Below are 19,981 nucleotides of genomic sequence, written 5' to 3'. Positions count from 1 at the left end.
CTTCACCATGACGACCTCCTCGCCGGTTGCCCCGGGCAAGAAGCGTGTCCCGCTGCCCCTCGTCCCCAGGACGGAGGCCTTGCCGCTGTCCTTCATGCAGCAGCGCCTGTGGTTCCTGGCGCAGATGGAGGGCACGAGCGCCACGTACAACGTCTACTTCTTCGTGCGGCTGACGGGCGCGCTGGACGAGGGCGCGCTGGAGCGGGCCCTCCAGGGAGTCGTGGACCGGCACGAAGCGCTGCGCACCACCTTCGCCGCCGTGGACGGCGAGCCGGTGCAGCGCATCGCCCCTTCACTGACGCTGACGCTCCGGCGGGAGGACCTGAGCGGCCGGGAGCAGGCCCTGCGCGAGCACGCGGAAGAAGAGGCGCGCACGCCGTTCGACCTGGCGCGCGGGCCGTTGGTGCGGGCCACGCTGGTGCGGCTGTCGCCGGAAGAGCACGCGCTGCTCTTCGTCACGCACCACATCGTCTGCGACGCGGTGTCGCTGGGGTGGATGGCGAACGAACTGAGCGCGCTCTATGCCGCCGCCACCCGGAACGAACCGCCCCGGCTGCCGGAGCTGCCGGCGCAGTACGCGGACTTCGCGCACTGGCAGCGCCAGACGCTCACCGGTGACTTCCTGGAGGCCGAGCGCGCGTGGTGGAAGGAGCGGCTTTCGGGCGCGCCTCCCGCGCTGGAGCTGCCCACGGACCGGCCGCGGCCTCCGCGTCAGACGTCCCGGGGCGCGGTGTACCGCCTGCCCATGCCGCAGGCCCTGGCCACGGGCATCCGCGAGCTGAGCCGCAAGGCGGCCGTCACGCCGTACATGGCGCTGCTGGCGGCGTTCCAGGTGCTGCTGTCGCGCTACAGCGGCCAGGAGGACCTGGTGGTGGGAACGCCCGTGGCGGGGCGCGGGCGGCGGGAGGTGGAGCGGCTCATCGGCTTCTTCGCCAACACGCTGGCGCTGCGACTGGACACGTCCGGCGACCCGACGTTCCTCGCGCTGCTCGGCCGCGTGCGCGAGGTGTGCCTGGGCGCATACGCGCATCCGGACATGCCCTTCGAGCAGTTGGTGGACCTGCTCGTGCCGCAGCGCGACCCCAGCCGCTCACCGCTGTTCCAGGCGATGTTCGTGCACGTGAACTCGCCGTGGGCCGCGCTCAAGTGGCCCGGCCTCACCGTGACGGAGCTGGACTTCGAGCCCGGCGTCGCGCGCTTCGACATCACCCTCTTCCTCTACGACGACCCCAGCGGCCTGGAGGCGCGCTGGGAATACAACGCGGACCTCTTCGACGAGGCGACGGTGGCGCGCATGGCCGCGCACTATGCGCGCCTGCTGGAGGGCGCCGTCGCGAAGCCGGAGTCCCCCGTGTCCCTGCTGCCGCTGCTGACCGCGCGCGAGCGGGAACGCGCGGTGATGGATTGGAACGACACCGGCGCGGACGTGCCGCTGCATCCCGGCGTGCACGCCCTCTTCGAGGCCAGCGTGCGCCGCGCTCCGGACGCCATCGCAGTGCGCTTCGGGGAGGCGAGCCTCACGTACGCGGAGCTGGACCGGCGGGCCAACCGCGTCGCCCATGCGCTGCGCCAGCGCGGCGTGACGCCGGACACGGCGGTGGGGCTGTGCGTGGACCGCTCGCTGGAGCTGGCGGTGGGCGTGCTGGGCATCCTCAAGTCGGGCGCGGCCTACTGCCCGTTGGATCCGGCCTATCCGCCGGAGCGGCTGGCGCTGATGCTGGAGACGTCGCGCGCGAAGGTGCTCGTCACGCGGCGCTCCCTGGCGTTGGAGCTGCCGGAGGGCGGCGCGGAGCGGCTGTTCCTGGAGGACGGTCTCTCCACGCCGGACACCGCGCCCACGCCCGCGGGCGGACCAGACACGCTGGCCTACGTCATCTTCACGTCGGGCTCCACGGGCGTGCCCAAGGGCGTGGCGATGCCGCACCGCCCGCTCTTCAACCTCATCCAGTGGCAGGTGCGCCGCTCCACCGCGCCCCGGGGCCGCACGCTCCAGTTCTCCGCGCTGAGCTTCGACGTGTGCTTCCAGGAGATGCTGCCCACGTTCGCCGCGGGCGGGGAGCTGGTCCTCGTCTCGGAGGACACGCGGCGCGACGGACGGGCCCTGCTCACGTTGATGCGCGACCAGGGCGTGGAGCGCATCTTCCTGCCCTTCGTCGCCTTGCAGCACCTGGCGGAGGTGGCGGACTCGGACGGCCTGCTGCCCACGTCGCTCAAGGAGATCAACACCGCGGGCGAGCAGCTCCGGATGACGCCCGCGCTGCGGCGGCTGCTCCACGCGCTGGATGGGTGCGTGCTGGACAACCACTACGGCCCCACGGAGACGCACGCGGCCACGGCCCACGTGCTGAAGGGCAACCCGGACGCGTGGCCGGACCTGCCGCCCATTGGCCGTACCATCACCAACGCTCGCACGTACCTGCTGGATGCCCGGTGGGAGCCGGTGCCCGTGGGCGTTGCCGGCGAGCTGTACATCGGCGGTGCGGGGCTGGCGCGCGGATACCTGCATCGGCCGGACCTCACGGCGGAGCGCTTCCTGCCGGATCCGCTGAGCCCGCATCCGGGCGCGCGGATGTACCGCGCGGGTGACTTCGCGCGGTACCTGCCGGACGGCACGCTGGAGTTCCTGGGCCGGCGTGACGCCCAGGTGAAGATCCGCGGCTATCGCATCGAGCTGCCGGAGGTGGAGGCGGCGGTGGCGAAGCTGCCGGGCGTGAAGGACGTCGCGGTCATCGCGCGGGAGGACGCGGCACGGGGCAAGCACCTGGTGGCCTACGTGGTGACGCAGCCCGGAGCGGACGTGGACGCGGGCGGGCTCAAGGCGGTGCTCCGCGACCGGCTGCCGGAGTACATGGTGCCCGCGGCCTTCGTGTTGCTGGACGCGTTCCCCCTCACTCCCAGCGGCAAGCTGGACCGGCGCGCCCTGCCCGCTCCGGACGACGACGCGGACTCGGCCCAGGCCTTCGTGCCCCCGCGCACGCCCCTGGAGACGGAGGTCGCGGGAGTCTTCGCCGCGCTCCTGCGCCTTCCGCGCGTGGGCGCGCACGACCACTTCTTCGAACGGGGCGGCCACTCCCTCCTGGCGACCCAGGTCACCGCGCGGCTGCGCGACCGGCTCCAGGTGGAACTGCCGGTGCGGGTCCTGTTCGAAAACCCCACCGTGGAGGAGCTGGCCGCCCACCTGGCCTCGCTGAGGCCGACGGAGGACGGGGAAGCGCCGCCGCTCGTGCCGAGCCCGCGCGACGAGGTCCCGCCGCTGTCCTCGGCCCAGGCGCGCCTGTGGTTCCTCACCCGGATGGATCCGGACGGCTTCTCGTACAACCTGCCCTGGTTCACGCGCTGGAGCGGGCCGCTGGATGACGGCGCGCTGGAGCAGTGCCTCCAGGCGCTCGTGCGGCGTCACGAGGCGCTGCGCACCACCTTCGTGGAACACCTGGGCCAGCCGGTGCAGCGCATCGCCCCGGCGCTGCACATGCCGCTGCGGCGCGAGCGCGTGTCCTCGGAGGCGGAGCTGTCACGGCGCGCGGAGGCGGAGGTGCGCCTTCCCTTCGACCTGGCCCGGGGACCGCTCGTGCGCGCGACGCTGGTGCACGTGCGGGACGGGGAGCACGCCCTGCTCGTCACCTTCCACCACATCATCTGCGACGGCTGGTCGCTGGGCGTGTTGGAGCGCGAGCTGACGGCGCTCTACCGCGAGGCCACCGGCGGCGGCGCGGCGAAGCTTCCGCCCCTGTCCCTCCAGCCCGCGGACTTCGCGCGCTGGCAGCGGCAGTCGTGGGCGAGCGCGGGGGTGGAGGCGCGGCTCGGGTGGTGGAAGGCCCGGCTCCAGGACGCACCGGCCTTCCTCGACCTGCCCACGGACCGGCCGCGCCCGGCGGTGCAGACCTTCGAGGGCGCGCACCTGTCCCAGAAGGCGTCGCCCGCGCTGTCGCGGGCCCTGGAGGCGCTGGCGCAGCAGGAGGGCGCCACCTCCTTCATGCTGCTGCTGGCGGGCTTCCACGCCCTGCTTGCCCGCTACAGCGGCCAGCATGACGTCGTCATCGGCGCACCTCTCGCAGGCCGCGAGCGCCAGGAGTTGGAGGGGCTGGTCGGCTTCTTCATCAACACGGTGCCGCTGCGTATCACCGCGCCCCAGGACGCGAGCTTCCGCGACCTGGTGGGCCGCGTCCGCGACCTCACGCTGGAGGCCTTCGCCCACCAGGACATGCCCTTCGAGCAGCTGGTGCGCTCGCTCCAGTCCGAACGCGACCCCAGCCGCGCGCCGCTGTTCCAGGTGATGTTCGTACTCCAGAACGCCGGAGGCCCCGCGGCGTGCGCCCTCCCGGATGTGTCCGTGGCGCCGATGGATGTCGAGACGGGGATGGCGAAGTTCGACCTCACCCTCTTCGCCCAGCCGTCCGCCGAGGGCCTGGACTTCGTCTGGGAGTACAACACCGCCCTCTTCGAGGAAGCGACCGTCGCGCGCATGGCGGAGCACTACACGCGCCTGCTCGCGGCCGCCGTCGCCCGGATGGAAGAACCCGTGGCACGGCTCCCGCTGCTCACCGACGAGGAGCGCCAGCGGCTGCTGTTCACCTGGAACGACACCCACGCTGACCCTCCGCGCGAGGCGTCGCTCACCTCGCTCTTCGAGGAGCAGGCCCGGGAGAGGCCCCAGGCCATCGCGGTGGAGTTCGAGGGCCGCCAGCTGACGTACGCGGAGCTGGACGCACGCGCGAATCAACTGGCGCACCACCTGCGCGCGCTCGGCGTGGACGTGGGCACGCCGGTGGGCCTGTGCACAGGTCGCTCGCTGGAGATGGTCGTGGCCACGCTGGCCATCCTCAAGGCGGGCGGCGCCTACGTCCCGTTGGATCCGGCCTATCCCACCGAGCGACTGCTCTTCATGGCCCGGGACACGCGCCTGCCGGTGCTGCTGGCCCAGCCCGGCCAGGAGGCGAAGCTCGCGGCGCTGGAGGCGCGCGTGGTGCCGCTGGAGCCGTCGTGGGACGCCTTCGCGAACGAGTCCACCCGAGCGCCGCGCATCACCGTCCCCGCGGACGCGCTGGCGTACGTCATGTACACGTCCGGCAGCACCGGCCGGCCCAAGGGCGTGTGCATCCCGCACCGGGGCGTGGTGCGGCTGGTGAAGGGGACGACGTACGCGCGCTTCGGCCCGGACGAGGTCCTCCTCCAACTGGCGCCCATCTCCTTCGACGCGTCGACGCTGGAGCTGTGGGGCGCGCTCCTGCATGGCGCGAAGCTGGTGGTCGCCCCCGCGCATCAGCCCTCGCTGGAGGAGCTGGCCGGGATGCTGGAGCAGCAGGGCATCACCACGCTGTTCATCACCACGGCCCTCTTCAACCAGATGGCGATGTTCCAGCCCCAGGCGCTCGCGCGCGTGCGGCAGGTGATGACGGGCGGCGAGGCCATGTCCCCGCTGGCCGCGCGACAGGTGCGCGAGGCCGGCCGGGACGTCATCAACGCCTATGGCCCCACGGAGAACACCGCCTTCTCCACCGTTCATCCGCTGGAGGGCACGGTGGACGACGGGCGCCCCGTGCCCATCGGCCGGCCCATCACCCATACGCAGGCCTATGTGCTGGACGCGCTGGGCGCGCCGGTGCCGGTGGGCGTGGCGGGCGAGCTGTACCTGGGCGGCGATGGCCTCGCGTGGGGCTACATGCAACAGCCCGCGCAGACCGCGGAGCGCTTCGTGCCGCATCCGTTCAGCACGACGCCGGGCGCGCGGCTGTACCGCACGGGAGACCGGGTGCGGTGGCGGCCAGAGGGCGTCCTCGACTTCCTGGGCCGGACCGACTCGCAGGTGAAGGTGCGCGGCTTCCGCATCGAGCCAGGAGAGATCGAGACCGCGCTCAAGGCCTCGCCGGGCGTGGAGGACGCGAGCGTCGTCGTGCGAGAGGACGCTCCCGGCGACAAGCGGCTCGTGGCCTACGTCACCGGCGCTCGCGTGGACGCGGGCGACCTGCGTGCCCACCTGGCCGCGCGGCTGCCGGCGCACATGGTGCCCTCCGCGTTCGTGAAGTTGGAGCGGATGCCGCTGACCCCGTCAGGGAAGGTGGACCGCAAGGCCCTGCCCGCGCCGGAAACGCGGACGGGCCCGGACGCCTACGTGGCGCCGCGCGAGGGTTGGGAGACGCTGGTGGCGGAGCTGTGGGCGCCGCTGCTGGGCGTGCCCCGCGTGGGAGCGCACGACCACTTCTTCGAGCTGGGCGGACACTCGCTGCTCGCCACGCGGGTGGTGTCGCGGCTGAGGGACGTGCTCCAGCGGGACGTGCCGCTGCGCCTGCTGCTGGAGTCCCCGACGGTGTCCCGGTTCGCGGAGCGGCTGGAGGCGCTCCAGAAGGGAGGCCACGGTCCGCCGGTGCCGCCCATCGTCGCGGGGTCGCGGGACAAACCGCGGCCCTTGTCCTTCGCGCAGCAGCGCCTGTGGTTCCTCGCGCGGTTGGATCCGCGGGGGAGCGCGTACAACGTGCCCTTCTTCTTCCACCTCGACGGCCCGCTGGACGTCCCAGCGCTGGAGGGCGCGCTGGATGCGCTCATCCAACGGCATGAGGCCTTGAGGACCACGTTCAGCGACGGCGAGGGCCATCCGGTCCAACACGTCGTGGAGCACCGGCCGTTCACGCTCGCCGTCGAGTCCCTGGACGGGGACGCGCTGCTGCGCTCGCGCGCGGAGGCGGAGGCGAAGAAGCCCTTCGACCTGGAGCGCGGCCCGATGGTGCGCGCCACGCTGGTGCGTACGGCGCCAGAGCGGCACGCGCTGCTGCTGGTCATGCACCACATCGTGTGTGACTTCTGGTCCATCGACATCCTGGTGCGCGAGCTGAAGGCCCTCTACACGGCACGTCACCAGGGCGAACCGCTGACCCTGCCACCCCTGTCCGTGCAGTACCCGGACTTCGCCGCGTGGCAGCGTCAGGTGATGGCGGGCGAGACGCTGGAGGCCCAGCGCGCGTGGTGGAAGCAGCACCTGGAAGGCGCTCCGCCGACGCTGGAGCTGCCCACCGACCGGCCACGGCCGACCGTGCAGACCTACCAGGGCCTCCAGCTTTCGCGCCCCCTGCCCGCCTCGATTCCCGCCGCCGTGCAGGCCCTGGCACGCGACGCGGGCGTCACGCCCTTCATGTTGCTGCTCGCGGGATTCCACGCGCTGCTCGCTCGGCACAGCGGACAGGACGACCTCGTCATCGGCACGCCCATCGCGGGGCGCGGTCAGCGCGAGGTGGAGAACCTCATCGGCTTCTTCACCAACACCCTGGCCCTGCGCGTGGATGCCACTGGCGCGGAGAGCTTCCGCGCGCTCCTGGGCCGCGTGCGCGAGGCCTGCCTGGGCGCCTATGCCCACCAGGACATGCCGTTCGAACAGCTCGTGGACGCGCTGGTCCCCACGCGGGACCTGGGCCGCTCGCCGCTGTTCCAGGTCATGTTCGTCTTCCAGAACGGGGGCGCGCCCTGGGAGCTGCCCGGCGTCCACGTCAGCGCCCTGACCTTCGAGCCCGGCATGGCGAAGTTCGACCTCACCCTCTTCGTGCGGGAAGCGCCGGAGGGCGTGTCCATCCTCTGGGAGTACAACACCGCCCTCTTCGACGAGGCCACGGTGGCGCGGTTCGCGGATCACTACACGCGGCTGCTCGAAGGCGCGCTCGCGGCGCCGGACGCGCCCCTGGGCACGCTGCCCATGCTCGCGGACGCGGAGCGGAGACAGCTGGCGGCGTGGGCGCTCCAGCCGGCGGACTATCCCGCCATGCCGGGCATCCACGCGTTCTTCGAGGCCACTGCCTCGCGGACGCCTGAAGCCATCGCGGTGCGCTTCGGAGATGAGGCGCTCACCTACGGAGAGCTGGAGCGGCGCTCGAACCAGCTCGCGCACCACCTGCGCGGCCTGGGCGTGGGGGCGGACGTCCGCGTGGGCATCCACCTGCGGCGCTCGCTGGAGTTGCTCGTGGCGGTGCTGGGCACGCTCAAGGCGGGAGGGGCCTACGTCCCCCTGGATCCGGCCTATCCGCCGGAGCGGCTCACCGCGATGCTCCAGGCCTCGGGCGCGGCGGTGCTGCTCACCACGCACGAGCTGCGCGAGGTCCTGGGGGCCAGTGCGGCGCGAGTGCTGGAGCTCGACACGCGGACGGAAGCCCTGGCCCGGGAACCCGACACGCGGCCAGAATCCCGAGGCAACGCGCAGGCGCTCGCCTACGTCATCTTCACCTCCGGCTCCACCGGCACGCCCAAGGGCATCGCGATGCACCACGCGGCGCTGGTGAACCTGCTGCACTGGCAGCTGGGGGACTCGGTGGCGCCCGGGGCGCGCACGCTCCAGTTCTCCGCGCTGAGCTTCGACGTGTCCTTTCAGGAACTGTTCGCGACCTGGGCCGCGGGCGGTGAGCTGGTGCTGCTCACCGACGAGGTCCGCCGCGATGCCAGCCAGCTGCTGGCCCTGCTGGAGGGCGCGGGCATCGAGCGGTTCTTCATGCCCTTCGTCGCGCTCCAGAACCTGGCGGAGGTGGCCGAGCGTGAGGGCACCTTCCCCACGCGCGTCCGGGAGATCATGGTCGCGGGCGAGCAGCTGCGCATGACTCCGGCGATCCGCCGCTTCATGAAGCGCACGGGCGCGGTGCTGCACAACCACTACGGCCCGTCCGAAGCCCACGCGGTGACGTCACTGTCGATGAAGGGAGATCCGGACACCTGGCCGGCGCTGCCCTCCATCGGCCGGCCCCTGATCAACGTGCCCGTGCACGTGCTGGACGCGAACCTCCAGCCGGTGCCCCGCGGCGTCACGGGCGAGCTGTACGTGGGCGGCGTGCAGGTCTGCCGCGGATACCTGAACCAGCCCGGCCTCACCGCCGACCGCTTCATCCCGGATCCGCTCGGCGCCACGCCCGGAGGCAGGCTGTACCGCACGGGCGACTGGGCGCGGCACCTTCCGGACGGCACGCTGGAGTACCTGGGCCGGCGCGACGCGCAGCTCAAGGTGCGCGGCTTCCGCATCGAACTGGGAGAGATTGAAGCAGCGCTGGCGCAGCACCCGTCGGTGCGCGACTGCGTCGTCGACGCGAGGGATGACGGAAGCGGCCAGAAGCAGCTGGTGGGCTGGGTGGTGGATGCCGGAGGGAAGTCCCTGGACACCGGAGCGCTGCGAAGCTTCCTGCGACAGCGGCTGCCGGAATTCATGGTGCCCGCGCGCTGGGTCGCGATGGAGCGGTTCCCGCTGACGCCCTCGGGCAAGGTGAACCGCAAGGCGCTGCCCGCACCGGAGGCAGGCCGCGAGCCCACGCGAACCCTGGTGGGCCCCCGCACGCCCCTGGAGCTCCAGCTCGTGCGCATCTGGGAGGAGGTGCTGGGCGTGCATCCCATCGGCGTGCGCGACAACTTCTTCGAGCTGGGCGGCCACTCGCTGCTGACGCTGCGCGTGCAGTCGGCCATCCACGCCCGGCTGGGCCGGACGCTGCCGGTGGCGGCGCTCTTCCAGAACGCCACCGTGGAGCACCTCGCGGGCCTGCTCCGGGACGCGGCGCCCTGGACACCTCGGGTCGCGCTCCAGAAGGGCAAGAAGGGCGTGCGTCCCTTCTTCTGCGTCCATGCCGTGGGCGGCAGCGTCGTGCCCTACGCGGAGCTGGCGCGGGCGCTGGGACCGGAGCAGCCGTTCTACGGACTTCAGGCCCGGGGCCTGGACGGCGAGGGCCCTCCTTGCGACTCCATTCCGGAGATGGCGGCCCTGTACGTGCGCGCGGTGCGAGAGGTCCAACCGCACGGCCCCTACCTGCTGGGCGGCTGGTCCATGGGCGGCAGCGTCGCGTGGGAGATGGCCCACCAGCTGCGGCGTGAAGGCGAGACGGTGGCGTTGCTCGCGCTGCTGGACACCTCCGCGAGCCTGCACTTCGGCAACCCGGACGACATGAACGCGAAGGCGCGGCTGAGCGCGCTGTTCCTGGAGGACCTGCTGCGCGCCTCGGGCCAGCCGCTGCCGCCGAATGAAGGGCTCTCACCTGGCCGGTGGATGGACGTGCTGGAAGAGGCCAGCCAGCCGCTCTTCGCCGCGGAGCAGTCGCTGCGCCAACTGCGCCACGCGTTCGAGGTCCACCTGAACGCGGGCTGGGTCTACGAACCGCCCCCGGCCAGCGGCCCCTTCACCCTCTTCGAAGCGGAAGCCTCCCGCTGGGACCACGGCTGGGCCGCCTACGCACCCGGCGGACTGGACGTGCACACGGTGCCCGGAGACCACTACTCCTTCCTCAAGCCTCCCCATCTCCAGGTGCTGGCCGCCAGGCTGCGCGACGCGCTCGCGAAGGCCCAGGAGCCCTGACAGCGCTCACGGCTCCGAGCGCGAGGCACTTCGGACATGGAATGACCACCCGATGGGATTGATGGGCACGGAAGCTTCCGCGCCCGGTGTCTCGCGGGTCACGCGGATGAGGCGGGCGCTCGGGGCCCAGTCGCGCTCGGGGCCCCACGGCTCGAAGGTCCACCGTGGAAGGGCCAGCACCATCACGGCGACGCACAGGCCCGCGCCGAAGAGGGACCGGAACCTCGCCAGCGCCGCCACCCAGAGGACGACGCCCGCCGGGAGCGCGAACAGCATGTAGCGGTCCTCCACCACGCCCGGGTCCCGGAACGCGCCGAACGTGGGGTACTCGGCGGATCCGGAGCGCACGTACCAGGTGAGCGGGATCAACAGGAAGACGCACGCGCAGGCGGCCAGCAGCAACACGCGAGGACGCGCGGGCACCCGGCGAATGCCCAGGACGAGCACGGCGATGAACCCGCACGCCACCGCGATCCGCACCGCGAGCGGCCGGCGGAAGTAGGACAGCGTCCCTCCGTCGCCCAGCACCGGGTGCAGCACGTAGCGGACGTTGAACGTGTGCCAGAGGTGCTCGGCCATGCGGGAGAGCGGCCAGTGGGCGAAGTCCGAAGCAGGCATACCCGACTGACGGAAGAGCACCATGTTCACCCCCGCCGGCACGGTCAGCACCGCCACCGCCAACCCCTCCCAGAGCACCTCGCGCGCGGGCCGGCCGTCGCGCCACCGCATCACGCCACGCAAGAGGAAGACCGGCGCGAGCAACACGCTCTCGCCCGCGCTCGAGGCCCCCGCGAGCAACACCAGCCCGTCGGCCAATCCCAGCGGGCGGTCCAGGTCCTGGAGCGCCACCAGCATGGCTCCATAGAAGAGGACGGAGTGGAGGTTGGCGAGGTTGCCCGTCACCTCCCAGGTTCCCGGCAGGAAGCAGAACGCCACGGCGGTGAAGAGCCGCACGCCGTCATGCGGCACCAACCAGCGGTAGCGCTCCCGCGCGATGAGCGCGAACACGGCCGCGTTGATGGCCAGGGTGACGAACGCCAGCCCGAGCGCGAACGCCTCGATGGGCAGGAGCGACAGGCCCCAGGCCACCAGCCGGGGAACGACGTGCAGATAACCCGCGTAGGGCTTGAACGTGGCGCCAAGGCCGTGCGCGAGCGCATCCGACAGGAACACCGCGCCATCTTCCGCCCACAGGTGCGCCTGGAGGATCCGCGCGTGCGAGCGCAGCACCAGCACCGCGAAGCACAACCCCAGCGCCGTCGCATACGAGGCGCGCAGGCGCTCCCATCCCAGGTCGATGGGACGACGGAGCAGGTGTACCCACCGGGAGAATGAGTCAGTCATCGCTGGCGCCCCTATACCATCCGCCCCGCTCCTGGACGGCCCCCCGGTGCACGACGGGGCCGGCACGGCGCCGGTCCCGCCTCGCGCGAAGGGCTACAGCGCTTCCAGCCGGAACTGCTGGCAGTCGTTGTTGGACCAGGTCCACTGCTGGAGCAGCGTACCGTCACCGCTGCCCTGCAGGCAGCCCGTCACGTCCAGCACCTTGCCGCTGTGGCGAGCCTCCAGCCGGACATAGCCATTGCCCAGGTCCACCGGCTTGAACTGCGGGTTGCTCCCGCCGCCGTAGGACCACTGCTGGAGCCCCGCGCCGTCCGCAGTGCTCACGTCCTTCACGTCCAGCGCCTTGCCGCTGTGGCGCGACACGAAGCGGTAGTAGCCGCTGTCCGTTGCCTCCATCGACCACTGCTGGCTGGTGCCCGTGTGGCAGGCCCACTGGTGGATGATGGCGCCGTCCGCCGTGCTGGGGCCGTTGATGTCCACGCACCGGCCGGAGGCCTTGTTCACCAGCCGGTACGCCCCCGTGCCGCCGCCCGTGCCCTGCGCCACGGAGTAGACGGCGTTGAGCAGCGACGTGCTCCCGGACGTGTCCTGGGACAGCTTCGAGTACTGCAGCGTGTTCACGTCCCCCGCCCACGTCGGCAGGTAGCCCACCACGCGCGTGGACAGCGCGGCCGCCTCCACCTGCCCCACCGGCTCCCCGGCGGCAGGAGCGTCCTCCGCGCCCGAGCAGCCTCCCAACGATGCGAGAAACACGGCGCCCAGCGCCCACGTCCGGAACGGCGTCGAGGTACGAGACACAGCAGACTCCCGCAAAGGGGCTTGACGGGCTTAACCAGCAAACCCACTAAGCAGTTTTGTCCGGAAGACTCAATGACTCATCACTCAGCAGCACCGGCCGCCACCGGCGCGGTAGCGGGCCTGGAGGCGGTCGTTGAAAAACTCCGCGTAGGTCATCACCGGCCGGTCCGGATGGTGACGGCGCATGTGGGCGACGTAGGTGCGGAGGCCTCCCGCTGGGACCACGGCTGGGCCGCCTACGCGCCCGGCGGACTGGACATGCACACGGTGCCCGGAGACCACTACTCCTTCCTCAAGCCTCCGCATCTCCAGGTGCTCGCCGCCAGGCTGCGCGACGCGCTCGCGAAGGCACAGGAGCCCTGAGCGCGATCACGGCCCGGGGCGCGAGGCGCCTCGGATCCGCATCGCCCATCCCTTGGGATTGATGCGCACGCTCGCCTCCGCCCCTGGCGTCTCGCGGACCTCTCGGATGCGTCGGGCGGTCTGGGCCCAGTCGCGCTCGGGCCCCCACGGCTCGAAGGTCCAGCGTGGATGGGCCAGCACCACCACGCAGACGCACAGGCCCCCGGCGAAGACGGTCCGGATCCGCCCCAGCGCCGCCACCCAGAGGGTGAGCCCCGCCGGGAGCGCGAACAGCATGTAGCGGGCATCCATCACGTCCGGATCGCGGAGCACGCCGAACGTGGGAAATTCAGCCGCGTCGGCGCGCACATACCAGGTGAGCGGGATCAACACGGAGACGCAGGCGCAGGCGGCCAGCAGCAACACGCGCGGACGCGCGGGCAACCGGCGAAGCCCCAGGACGAGCACGGCTGCGAACCCGGACACCACCGCCATCCGCACCGCGAACGGCCAGAAGAAATAGGCTATCGCCCCTCTGTCGCCCAGCACCGGGTGCAGCACATAGCGGTCGTTGAGCGTGATCCAGAGGTGCTCCGCCATGCGGGACAGCGGCCAGGTGGGGAAGTCCGCGGCGGGCAAGTCGGCCTGGCGGAGGAGCACCGCGTTCACCCCGGCCGGCACGGTCAGCACCACCGCCGCCAGTGCCTCCCCCACCACTTCGCGCAGGGGCCGGCCATCGCGCCACCGCATCACCCCGCGCAGCAGGAAGACCGGCGCCAGCAACACGCCTTCGCCCGCGCTCGTGGCCGCCGCGAGCAGCACCAGCCCGTCGGCGAATCCCAGCGGGCGGTCCAGGTCCTGGAGCGCCACCAGCATGGCTCCGTAGAAGAGGACGGAGTGGAGGTTGGCGAGGTTGCCCGTCACCTCCCAGGTGCCCGACAGGAAGCAGAACGCCACGGCGGTGAAGATCCGCACGCCATCATGGGGCACCAGCCAGCGGCAGCCGTCCCGCGCGATGAGCGCGAACAGTGCCGCGTTGAGGGCCAGGGTGACGAACGCCACCCCCAGCGCGAACGCTTCGAGGGGCAGGAGCGCCACACCCCACGCGAGCAGTCGCGGGACGACATGCAGATAGCCCGCATAGGGCATGAACGTGGCGCCCAGGCCGTGCTCGAGCGCATCCGCCAGGAACCTCCATCCGTCTTCCGCCCAGACGTGCGCCTGCGCGAGCCGGGCGTGCGAGCGCAACAGCAGCAACGCGAAGCACATCCCGAGCGCCGTCGCATACGGGGAGCGCAGGCGCTCCCACCCCAGGTGGATGGGACGACGGAGCAGGCGTCCCCACCGGGCGAATGAGTCAATCATCGAGGGCACCCCTATACCATCCGCTCCGATCCCCGTGCACGGCGGGGCCGGCGCGGCGCCGGTCCCGCCTCCCTCCAAGGGGCTACAGCGCTTCCAGCCGGAACTGCTGGCAGTCGTTGTTGGACCAGGTCCACTGCTGGATGAGCGTGCCGTCACCGCTGCCCTGCTGGCAGCCCGTCACGTCCAGCACCTTGCCGCTGTGGCGAGCCTCCAGCCGGTGGTAGCCGTTGCCCAGCGCCACCGGCTTGAACTGCTGGTTGCTCCCGCCGCCGTAGGACCACTGCTGGAGCCCCGCGCCGTCCGCCGTGCTCACCTCCTTCACGTCCAGCGCCTTGCCGCTGTGGCGCGACACGAAGCGGTAGTAGCCGCTGTCCGTCGCCTCCATGGACCACTGCTGGCTCGCGCCCGTGTGGCAGGCCCACTGGTGGATGATGGCGCCGTCCGCGGTGCTGGGACCGTTGATGTCCACGCACCGGCCAGAGGCCTTGTTCACCAGCCGGTACGCCCCCGTGCCGCCCGTGCCCTGCGCCACGGAGTAGATGGCGTTGAGCAGCGACGTGCTCCCGGACGTGTCCTGGGACAGCTCCCAGATCATCACGCCGCCGTTCTGCTTCCCCAGCTGCGTCTTCGCCTGGATGGTCGAGATGCCGTTGTAATAGACGTCCCCCACGTTGTCCTTGTAGGGCGCCTGCGAGTCGCGGGCGACGAGCTCCGAATAGCCCACGTAGCTCGACGGCGAGCGCCCGTAGAACGGCACGCCCAGCACCGCCTTCGACGCCGGCAGCCCGCGCCCCTTCCAGTAGTTCAGCGACTGGACCGCCAGGTCATACGTCGAATGCGGCTGCCCGCCGTCGTACGCCATGATGTTGAGGAAATCGACGTCGCTGAACACGGACGCCTGCACGCCGCCGCCCGTGTAGCCGTTGGCCACCACCGCCGCCGTGAGCAGCTTGCCCCGGCTGTGCATGGCCGTGCCCAGCTCGCGCATCAGCGCCGCGTAGTTGTTCCCCGACGTGCCGGGGTCCGGGTACTCCCAGTCGATGTCCACGCCGTCCAGCCCGGCCGCGTTGACGAAGTTCACCACCGTGTTCACGAACGCAGTGCGAGTGCTCGCGTTGGCCGCCATCTGCTCGAAGCCGCTGTCGTTGCCGTCGTTCCAGCCGCCTACGGCGATGAGCACCTTCACACCCTGCGCATGCGCCTGCGTCACCAGTGAGCGCAGCCGAGCGTCAGAGCTGCTCACCCCCGTGAGCCCACCGGACGCCGTGGGCAACGCGAACGCGTAGTTGATGTGAGACAGCTTCGAGTACTGCAGCGCATTCACATCCCCCGCCCACGTCGGCAGGTAGCCCACCACGCGCGTGGACAGCGCGGCCGCCTCCACCTTGCCTACCGGCTCCCCAACGACAGGAGCGTCCTCCGGGCCCGAGCAGCCTCCCAACGATGCGAGAAACACGGCGCCCAGCGCCCACGTCCGGAACGGCGTCGAGGTACGAGACACAGCAGACTCCTGCGAAGGGGTTGAACGGGCTTGACCCGTAAAACCCACTAAGCAGTTTCATCCGGAAGACTCAACGACTCATCCGCTCAGCAGCACCGGCCGCCACCTCCGCGGTAGCGGGCCTGGAGGCGGTCGTTGAAAAACTCCGCGTAGGTCATCACCGCTTTGTCCGGATGGTGACGGCGCATGTGGGCGACGTAGGTGTCGTAATCCGGCACGCCAATCATCGACCGCGCGGTGCGCACGGCCTGCCGCCAGCCGCGCTGGAGCGCCTGCGTGAGTGCGCGCCTCACGGCTTCACCGGGACAGCGGCGGCCACGTAGGGCGTCTCGTGCGACGTGGGCACCGGCGAGGCCCGGGCCCGGAGCGCCGCGCGCACGCCGAAGAGGATGGTCGCCACCACCACGCCCATGAAGAACACGGTGAGGCCTGCATCCAGGTAGTCATTGTGGATGATGGCCTCCATCTCCTCCACGGACTTCGCCGGGGCGATGAGGCGCCCTTCGGCCACCGCCTGGGAGAAGGCCCGCGCGTGGGCCACGAAGCTCACGCGCACGTCACCGCCGAACACCTTCTGGAAGCCGGCGGTGAGCGTGCACAGCACCAGCCACGCGGCGGGGATGCCGGGCACCCAGACGTAGCGCTCGCGCTTCATCTTCACCAGCGCCACGCAGCCCAGCGTGAGCGCCACCGCGGCGAGCATCTGGTTGGCGATGCCGAACAGCGGCCACAGCGTGTTGATGCCGCCCAGCGGATCCACCACGCCCTGGTAGAGGAAGTAGCCCCAGGCGGCCACGCACAGCGCGGTGGCCAGCAGGTTCGCGCCCCAGGACTCCGTGCGCTTGAGCGGCGCGTACACCAGGCCCGCCAGCTCTTGAATCATGAAGCGCCCCACGCGCGTGCCGGCGTCCACGGTGGTGAGGATGAAGAGGGCCTCGAAGAGGATGGCGTAGTGGTACCAGAAGGCCATCATCCCCTTCCCGGACACCAGCCCGTGGAGGATCTGCGCCATGCCCACCGCCAGCGTGGGCGCGCCACCCGCGCGGGAGAGGATGGTCGTCTCACCGATGTCGCGCGCCGTCTGCTCCAGCACCTCCGGGGTGACGACGAAGCCCCACTGGCTGAGCGTCGCCGCCGCCTGCGCCGCTTCGGTGCCGATGAGCGCCGCGGGCGAGTTCATGGCGAAGTAGACGCCCGGCTCCAGCACCGACGCGGCGATGAGCGCCATGATGGCCACGAAGGCCTCCATCAACATGGCGCCGTAACCCACGAGCTTCGCGTCGCCCTCCGTGGCGAGCATCTTTGGCGTGGTGCCGGACGCGATGAGCGAGTGCCACCCGGACACCGCGCCGCACGCGATGGTGATGAAGAGGAACGGGAAGAGGCTGCCGGAGAACACCGGGCCGGAGCCGTCCACGAACCGCGTCACCGCCGGCATCTTCAAGTGCGGCGCCGCCAGCACGATGCCCACCGCCAGCAGCAGCACGGTGCCAATCTTGAGGAAGGTGGACAGGTAGTCGCGCGGCGCGAGCAACAGCCACACCGGCAGCACCGCCGCGCAGAACCCGTAGCCGATGAGCAGCCACGCCAGCGTGCGGCTGTCGAAGGTGAACCAGGGGCCCCAGGTGGCGGACTCGGAGACCTGGCCACCCAGCCAGATGCTGAGCATCAGCAGCACGAAGCCGACGATGGACACCTCCAGCACCTTGCCGGGCCGCACGTAGCGCAGGTACAGGCCCATGGCCACCGCGATGGGGATGGTCATCGCCACGGTGAAGGTGCCCCACGGGCTGTGCGTCAGCGCCTTCACCACGACCAGCGCCAGCACCGCGAGGATGATCATCATGATCATCAGCACGCCCACCATGGCCGTCACGCCGGCCGCGGGCCCCAGCTCCATGCGCACCATGTCGCCCAGCGACTTGCCGTCGCGGCGCACGGACAGGAACAGCGTCACGAAGTCCTGCACCGCGCCGGCCACCACCACGCCCGCCAGGATCCACAGCGTGCCGGGCAGGTAGCCCATCTGCGCCGCCAGCACCGGGCCCACCAGCGGACCCGCGCCCGCGATGGCCGCGAAGTGGTGGCCGAACACGACCCACCGGTCCGTGGGCACATAGTCCAGGCCGTCGTTGCGGCGCTCGGCGGGGGTGGCGCGAGACGGGTCCACCTGGAGCGCTTTTTCGGCAATGAAACGGCCGTAGAAGCGATATCCCAGCATGAAGACCGCGACCGAGGCGACCACCAGCCAGATGGCACTGATGGACTCTCCCCGGTGCAGCGCCACCACGCCCAGACAGAAGGCCCCGACCAGCGCCAGGGCCACCCATCCCAACTTCCGAGCGACTCCACCCATGATGTCTCCCATCAGCGGGCAGGCCACCCCTACCCCGCGCGCGGTTTATAGCGCACGCCCCGCGTCCACCCGTTCCGCTCGCGGCGGGGTGTCGGGTGGTGACGGTCAGCGCGGGCGAGGTCCTCACGCTGGCCCTCCGAGCGCTCCCGAACGTCGTCCATGTAGGCACGGCCACGCGGGGCGCGTTCTCCGACATGCTCGTCAAGCCGCTGCCCAATGGATGGACGGTGCACCTGTCGAACGAGCACTACGCCGACGCACAGGGCCAGGACTACGAAGCCCGCGGACTGCCGCCACAGCGGCCACTGGATGTCTTCGGAGACGGCAAGGACCTCTGGCACACCCACGCGCTCGCCCTCCGTGCGCTGGCGGATTCGCTGGTGCCCCCGGAGGCGAAGCCCACGCCGTAGGAAGCAGGCAGCCTGTCACCTCGTGCCCTCAGGGCCGGGGCGACCTACCTCTCATGCGGAAGCCTTCACCTCCGTTCGAAGAGGAGCACGTCCGATGCCGACCCGGTCCCCCACTCGCAAGAGCGTCACGCGCACGCGGCGCCTGAAGGATCCGAAGGGCGGCCTCACCGCTGCGGGCCGCGAGTGGTTCCGCGAGAAGGAAGGCTCAAACCTCAAGCCCGGCGTGAAAGGCAAGGCGGACACGCCGGAGAAGATGCGCAGAAAGGGCAGCTTCCTGCGCCGCCACTTCGCGCACCCGCGCGGGCCCATGGTGGACGACAAGGGCAAGCCCACGCGCCTCGCCCTGTCCGCTCGCGCCTGGGGCGAACCCGTGCCGAAGGACAACGCGGGAGCGAAGCGGCTCGCCACCAAGGGTACGAAGCTGCTGGAGCGCTACCACGCGGCGCAGGAGCGCGCGAAGCCCGCCGCCAAACGCTCCGGCGCCAAGAAGACGCGGACCGCCGTGCGACGGCGAAGAAGCGCGATTCCCCCACCGCGAGGAAGACCGCGACCCGGAAGCGCGCGAAGCTTTCCTGAAGCCGCGCCATCGCCTCACCGCCGGAGCGCCCGAGGGACATCTGCCCGAGGAAGCGTGACGTAATCTGACGGTTCGAAGTGCTCCACCCGGTGGCGGAAGGCCGTGGTGGAGCCGGGCCAGAGGGCGGAGTTTCGCCCCGAGGCATCCATGTACCAGCTTCGGCATCCCCCCTGGTTCCACACCGTGCCGGACAGCCGCGCCTCCAGGTCGCGCACGAACGCGTCCTGGGCTCCTGGATCCGGCTCCACGGCGGCGGCGCCCCGGGCCTCCAGGTAGCGCAGCGCGCCCAGCACGTGCTCCACCTGGGCCTCCATCATCAACAGCACGGAGGTGTGGCCCAGGGTGGTGTGGGGCCCCTGAAGCAGGAAGAGGTTGGGGAAACCGCTCACGGTGGTGCCCAGGAAGGCCCGGGGACTGCCCGCCCACACCTGCGCGAGCGTCCGGCCGTCACGGCCGTGGATGTGGTGCCCCATGGGCATGTCCGTCGCCTGGAACCCGGTGCCGAAGATGAGCGTGTCCACCGGATGGACCGCGCCGTCGCCGGTGACGACCGCGTCCTCGCGCACCTCGCGGATGGGCGCGGTGACGACCTCCACGTTCGGGCGCGTGAGGGCCGGCAGATAGTCGTCGGAGACGAGGATGCGCTTGCACCCCATCGTGTACCGGGGCGTGAGCCGGTCGCGGAGCGAAGGGTCCTTCACCGTCTTCAGCATGTGCCGGAGCACCCATGGCTGCGCGAGCCGGAGGATCCACGGGTGCTGGAAGCCCAGGGCCAGGCTTTCGCGCAGGATGCGCAGCGCCCCACGAAGGAGCCACCGCGCGCCCGGCACCCACCGGTACAGGGCCTTTCGCAGGGCGCTGTTGGGCTTGTCGCCCCGGGGCAAGACCCATGCGGGCGTGCGCTGGAAGAGGACGAGCCGGCCCACCTCCGGCTGGATGGCCGGCACGATCTGCACCGCCGACGCGCCCGTGCCCACCACCCCCACCT

The 19,981-nt window shown here is 71.2% G+C and carries 12 protein-coding genes; 4 read left to right on the top strand and 8 right to left on the bottom strand.

Going from position 1 to position 19,981, the window contains the following annotated elements; all coding sequences use genetic code 11:
• The first annotated feature begins 7 nt into the window (after positions 1 to 7).
• Positions 8 to 10,300 (top strand): non-ribosomal peptide synthetase, encoded by a 10,293-nt coding sequence (locus tag D7V77_RS18605; RefSeq protein ID WP_120577627.1) that lies wholly within the window; start codon positions 8 to 10, stop codon positions 10,298 to 10,300.
• A gap of 6 nt (positions 10,301 to 10,306) precedes the next feature.
• Here the strand turns inward: D7V77_RS18605 and D7V77_RS18600 are convergent, their stop codons facing one another.
• The 3 genes from D7V77_RS18600 to D7V77_RS44305 all read right to left on the bottom strand — a co-directional run bounded on the left by D7V77_RS18600 (position 10,307) and on the right by D7V77_RS44305 (position 12,628).
• A complete protein-coding gene (locus D7V77_RS18600) occupies positions 10,307 to 11,644 on the bottom strand; it encodes a hypothetical protein (RefSeq protein ID WP_120577626.1) in 1,338 nt (445 codons plus the stop codon).
• A 93-nt stretch (positions 11,645 to 11,737) separates the two neighbouring features.
• Positions 11,738 to 12,442, bottom strand: coding sequence for an RICIN domain-containing protein (locus D7V77_RS18595; RefSeq protein ID WP_120577625.1), 705 nt, complete (start codon positions 12,440 to 12,442; stop codon positions 11,738 to 11,740).
• An 84-nt stretch (positions 12,443 to 12,526) separates the two neighbouring features.
• Positions 12,527 to 12,628, bottom strand: a complete 102-nt coding sequence (locus tag D7V77_RS44305; RefSeq protein ID WP_346728394.1) for a YbdD/YjiX family protein — start codon at positions 12,626 to 12,628, stop codon at positions 12,527 to 12,529.
• On the opposite strand from D7V77_RS44305, the gene D7V77_RS44300 reads away from it, so the two are divergent.
• Positions 12,629 to 12,805, top strand: coding sequence for a hypothetical protein (locus D7V77_RS44300; protein ID WP_199733803.1), 177 nt, complete (start codon positions 12,629 to 12,631; stop codon positions 12,803 to 12,805).
• 6 nt (positions 12,806 to 12,811) lie between these two features.
• On the opposite strand, the gene D7V77_RS43755 is transcribed toward D7V77_RS44300, so the two are convergent.
• The 4 genes from D7V77_RS43755 to D7V77_RS18570 all read right to left on the bottom strand — a co-directional run bounded on the left by D7V77_RS43755 (position 12,812) and on the right by D7V77_RS18570 (position 18,006).
• Entirely contained in the window at positions 12,812 to 14,149 is a 1,338-nt protein-coding gene (locus tag D7V77_RS43755; RefSeq protein WP_158624428.1) for a hypothetical protein, read from the bottom strand.
• A gap of 82 nt (positions 14,150 to 14,231) precedes the next feature.
• Positions 14,232 to 15,650 carry an RICIN domain-containing protein gene (locus D7V77_RS18580; protein ID WP_120577623.1) on the bottom strand — a complete coding sequence of 473 codons (1,419 nt, stop codon included), beginning with the start codon at positions 15,648 to 15,650 and terminating at the stop codon, positions 14,232 to 14,234.
• A gap of 86 nt (positions 15,651 to 15,736) precedes the next feature.
• Entirely contained in the window at positions 15,737 to 15,943 is a 207-nt protein-coding gene (locus tag D7V77_RS18575) for a YbdD/YjiX family protein (RefSeq protein ID WP_120577622.1), read from the bottom strand.
• Complete coding sequence (locus D7V77_RS18570; protein WP_120577636.1) at positions 15,940 to 18,006, bottom strand: carbon starvation CstA family protein; 2,067 nt, start codon at positions 18,004 to 18,006, stop codon at positions 15,940 to 15,942. Before D7V77_RS18570 ends, D7V77_RS18575 begins: the two co-directional genes overlap by 4 nt.
• Positions 18,007 to 18,104: 98 nt before the next feature.
• On the opposite strand from D7V77_RS18570, the gene D7V77_RS18565 reads away from it, so the two are divergent.
• Complete coding sequence (locus tag D7V77_RS18565; protein ID WP_199733802.1) at positions 18,105 to 18,416, top strand: S41 family peptidase; 312 nt, start codon at positions 18,105 to 18,107, stop codon at positions 18,414 to 18,416.
• A 94-nt stretch (positions 18,417 to 18,510) separates the two neighbouring features.
• Positions 18,511 to 19,056 (top strand): DUF6321 domain-containing protein, encoded by a 546-nt coding sequence (locus D7V77_RS18560; RefSeq protein ID WP_199733801.1) that lies wholly within the window; start codon positions 18,511 to 18,513, stop codon positions 19,054 to 19,056.
• Here D7V77_RS18560 and D7V77_RS18555 read toward each other — a convergent pair.
• A partial coding sequence (locus D7V77_RS18555) for an NAD(P)/FAD-dependent oxidoreductase (protein WP_147452097.1) occupies positions 19,008 to 19,981 on the bottom strand: 974 nt, incomplete at its 5' end. The two genes, D7V77_RS18560 and D7V77_RS18555, sit on opposite strands and share 49 nt — an antisense overlap.

It is taken from the genome of Corallococcus sp. CA041A (genome assembly GCF_003612075.1).
GTDB lineage: Bacteria > Myxococcota > Myxococcia > Myxococcales > Myxococcaceae > Corallococcus > Corallococcus exiguus.
This window is presented reverse-complemented; position numbering and strand designations above follow the sequence as displayed.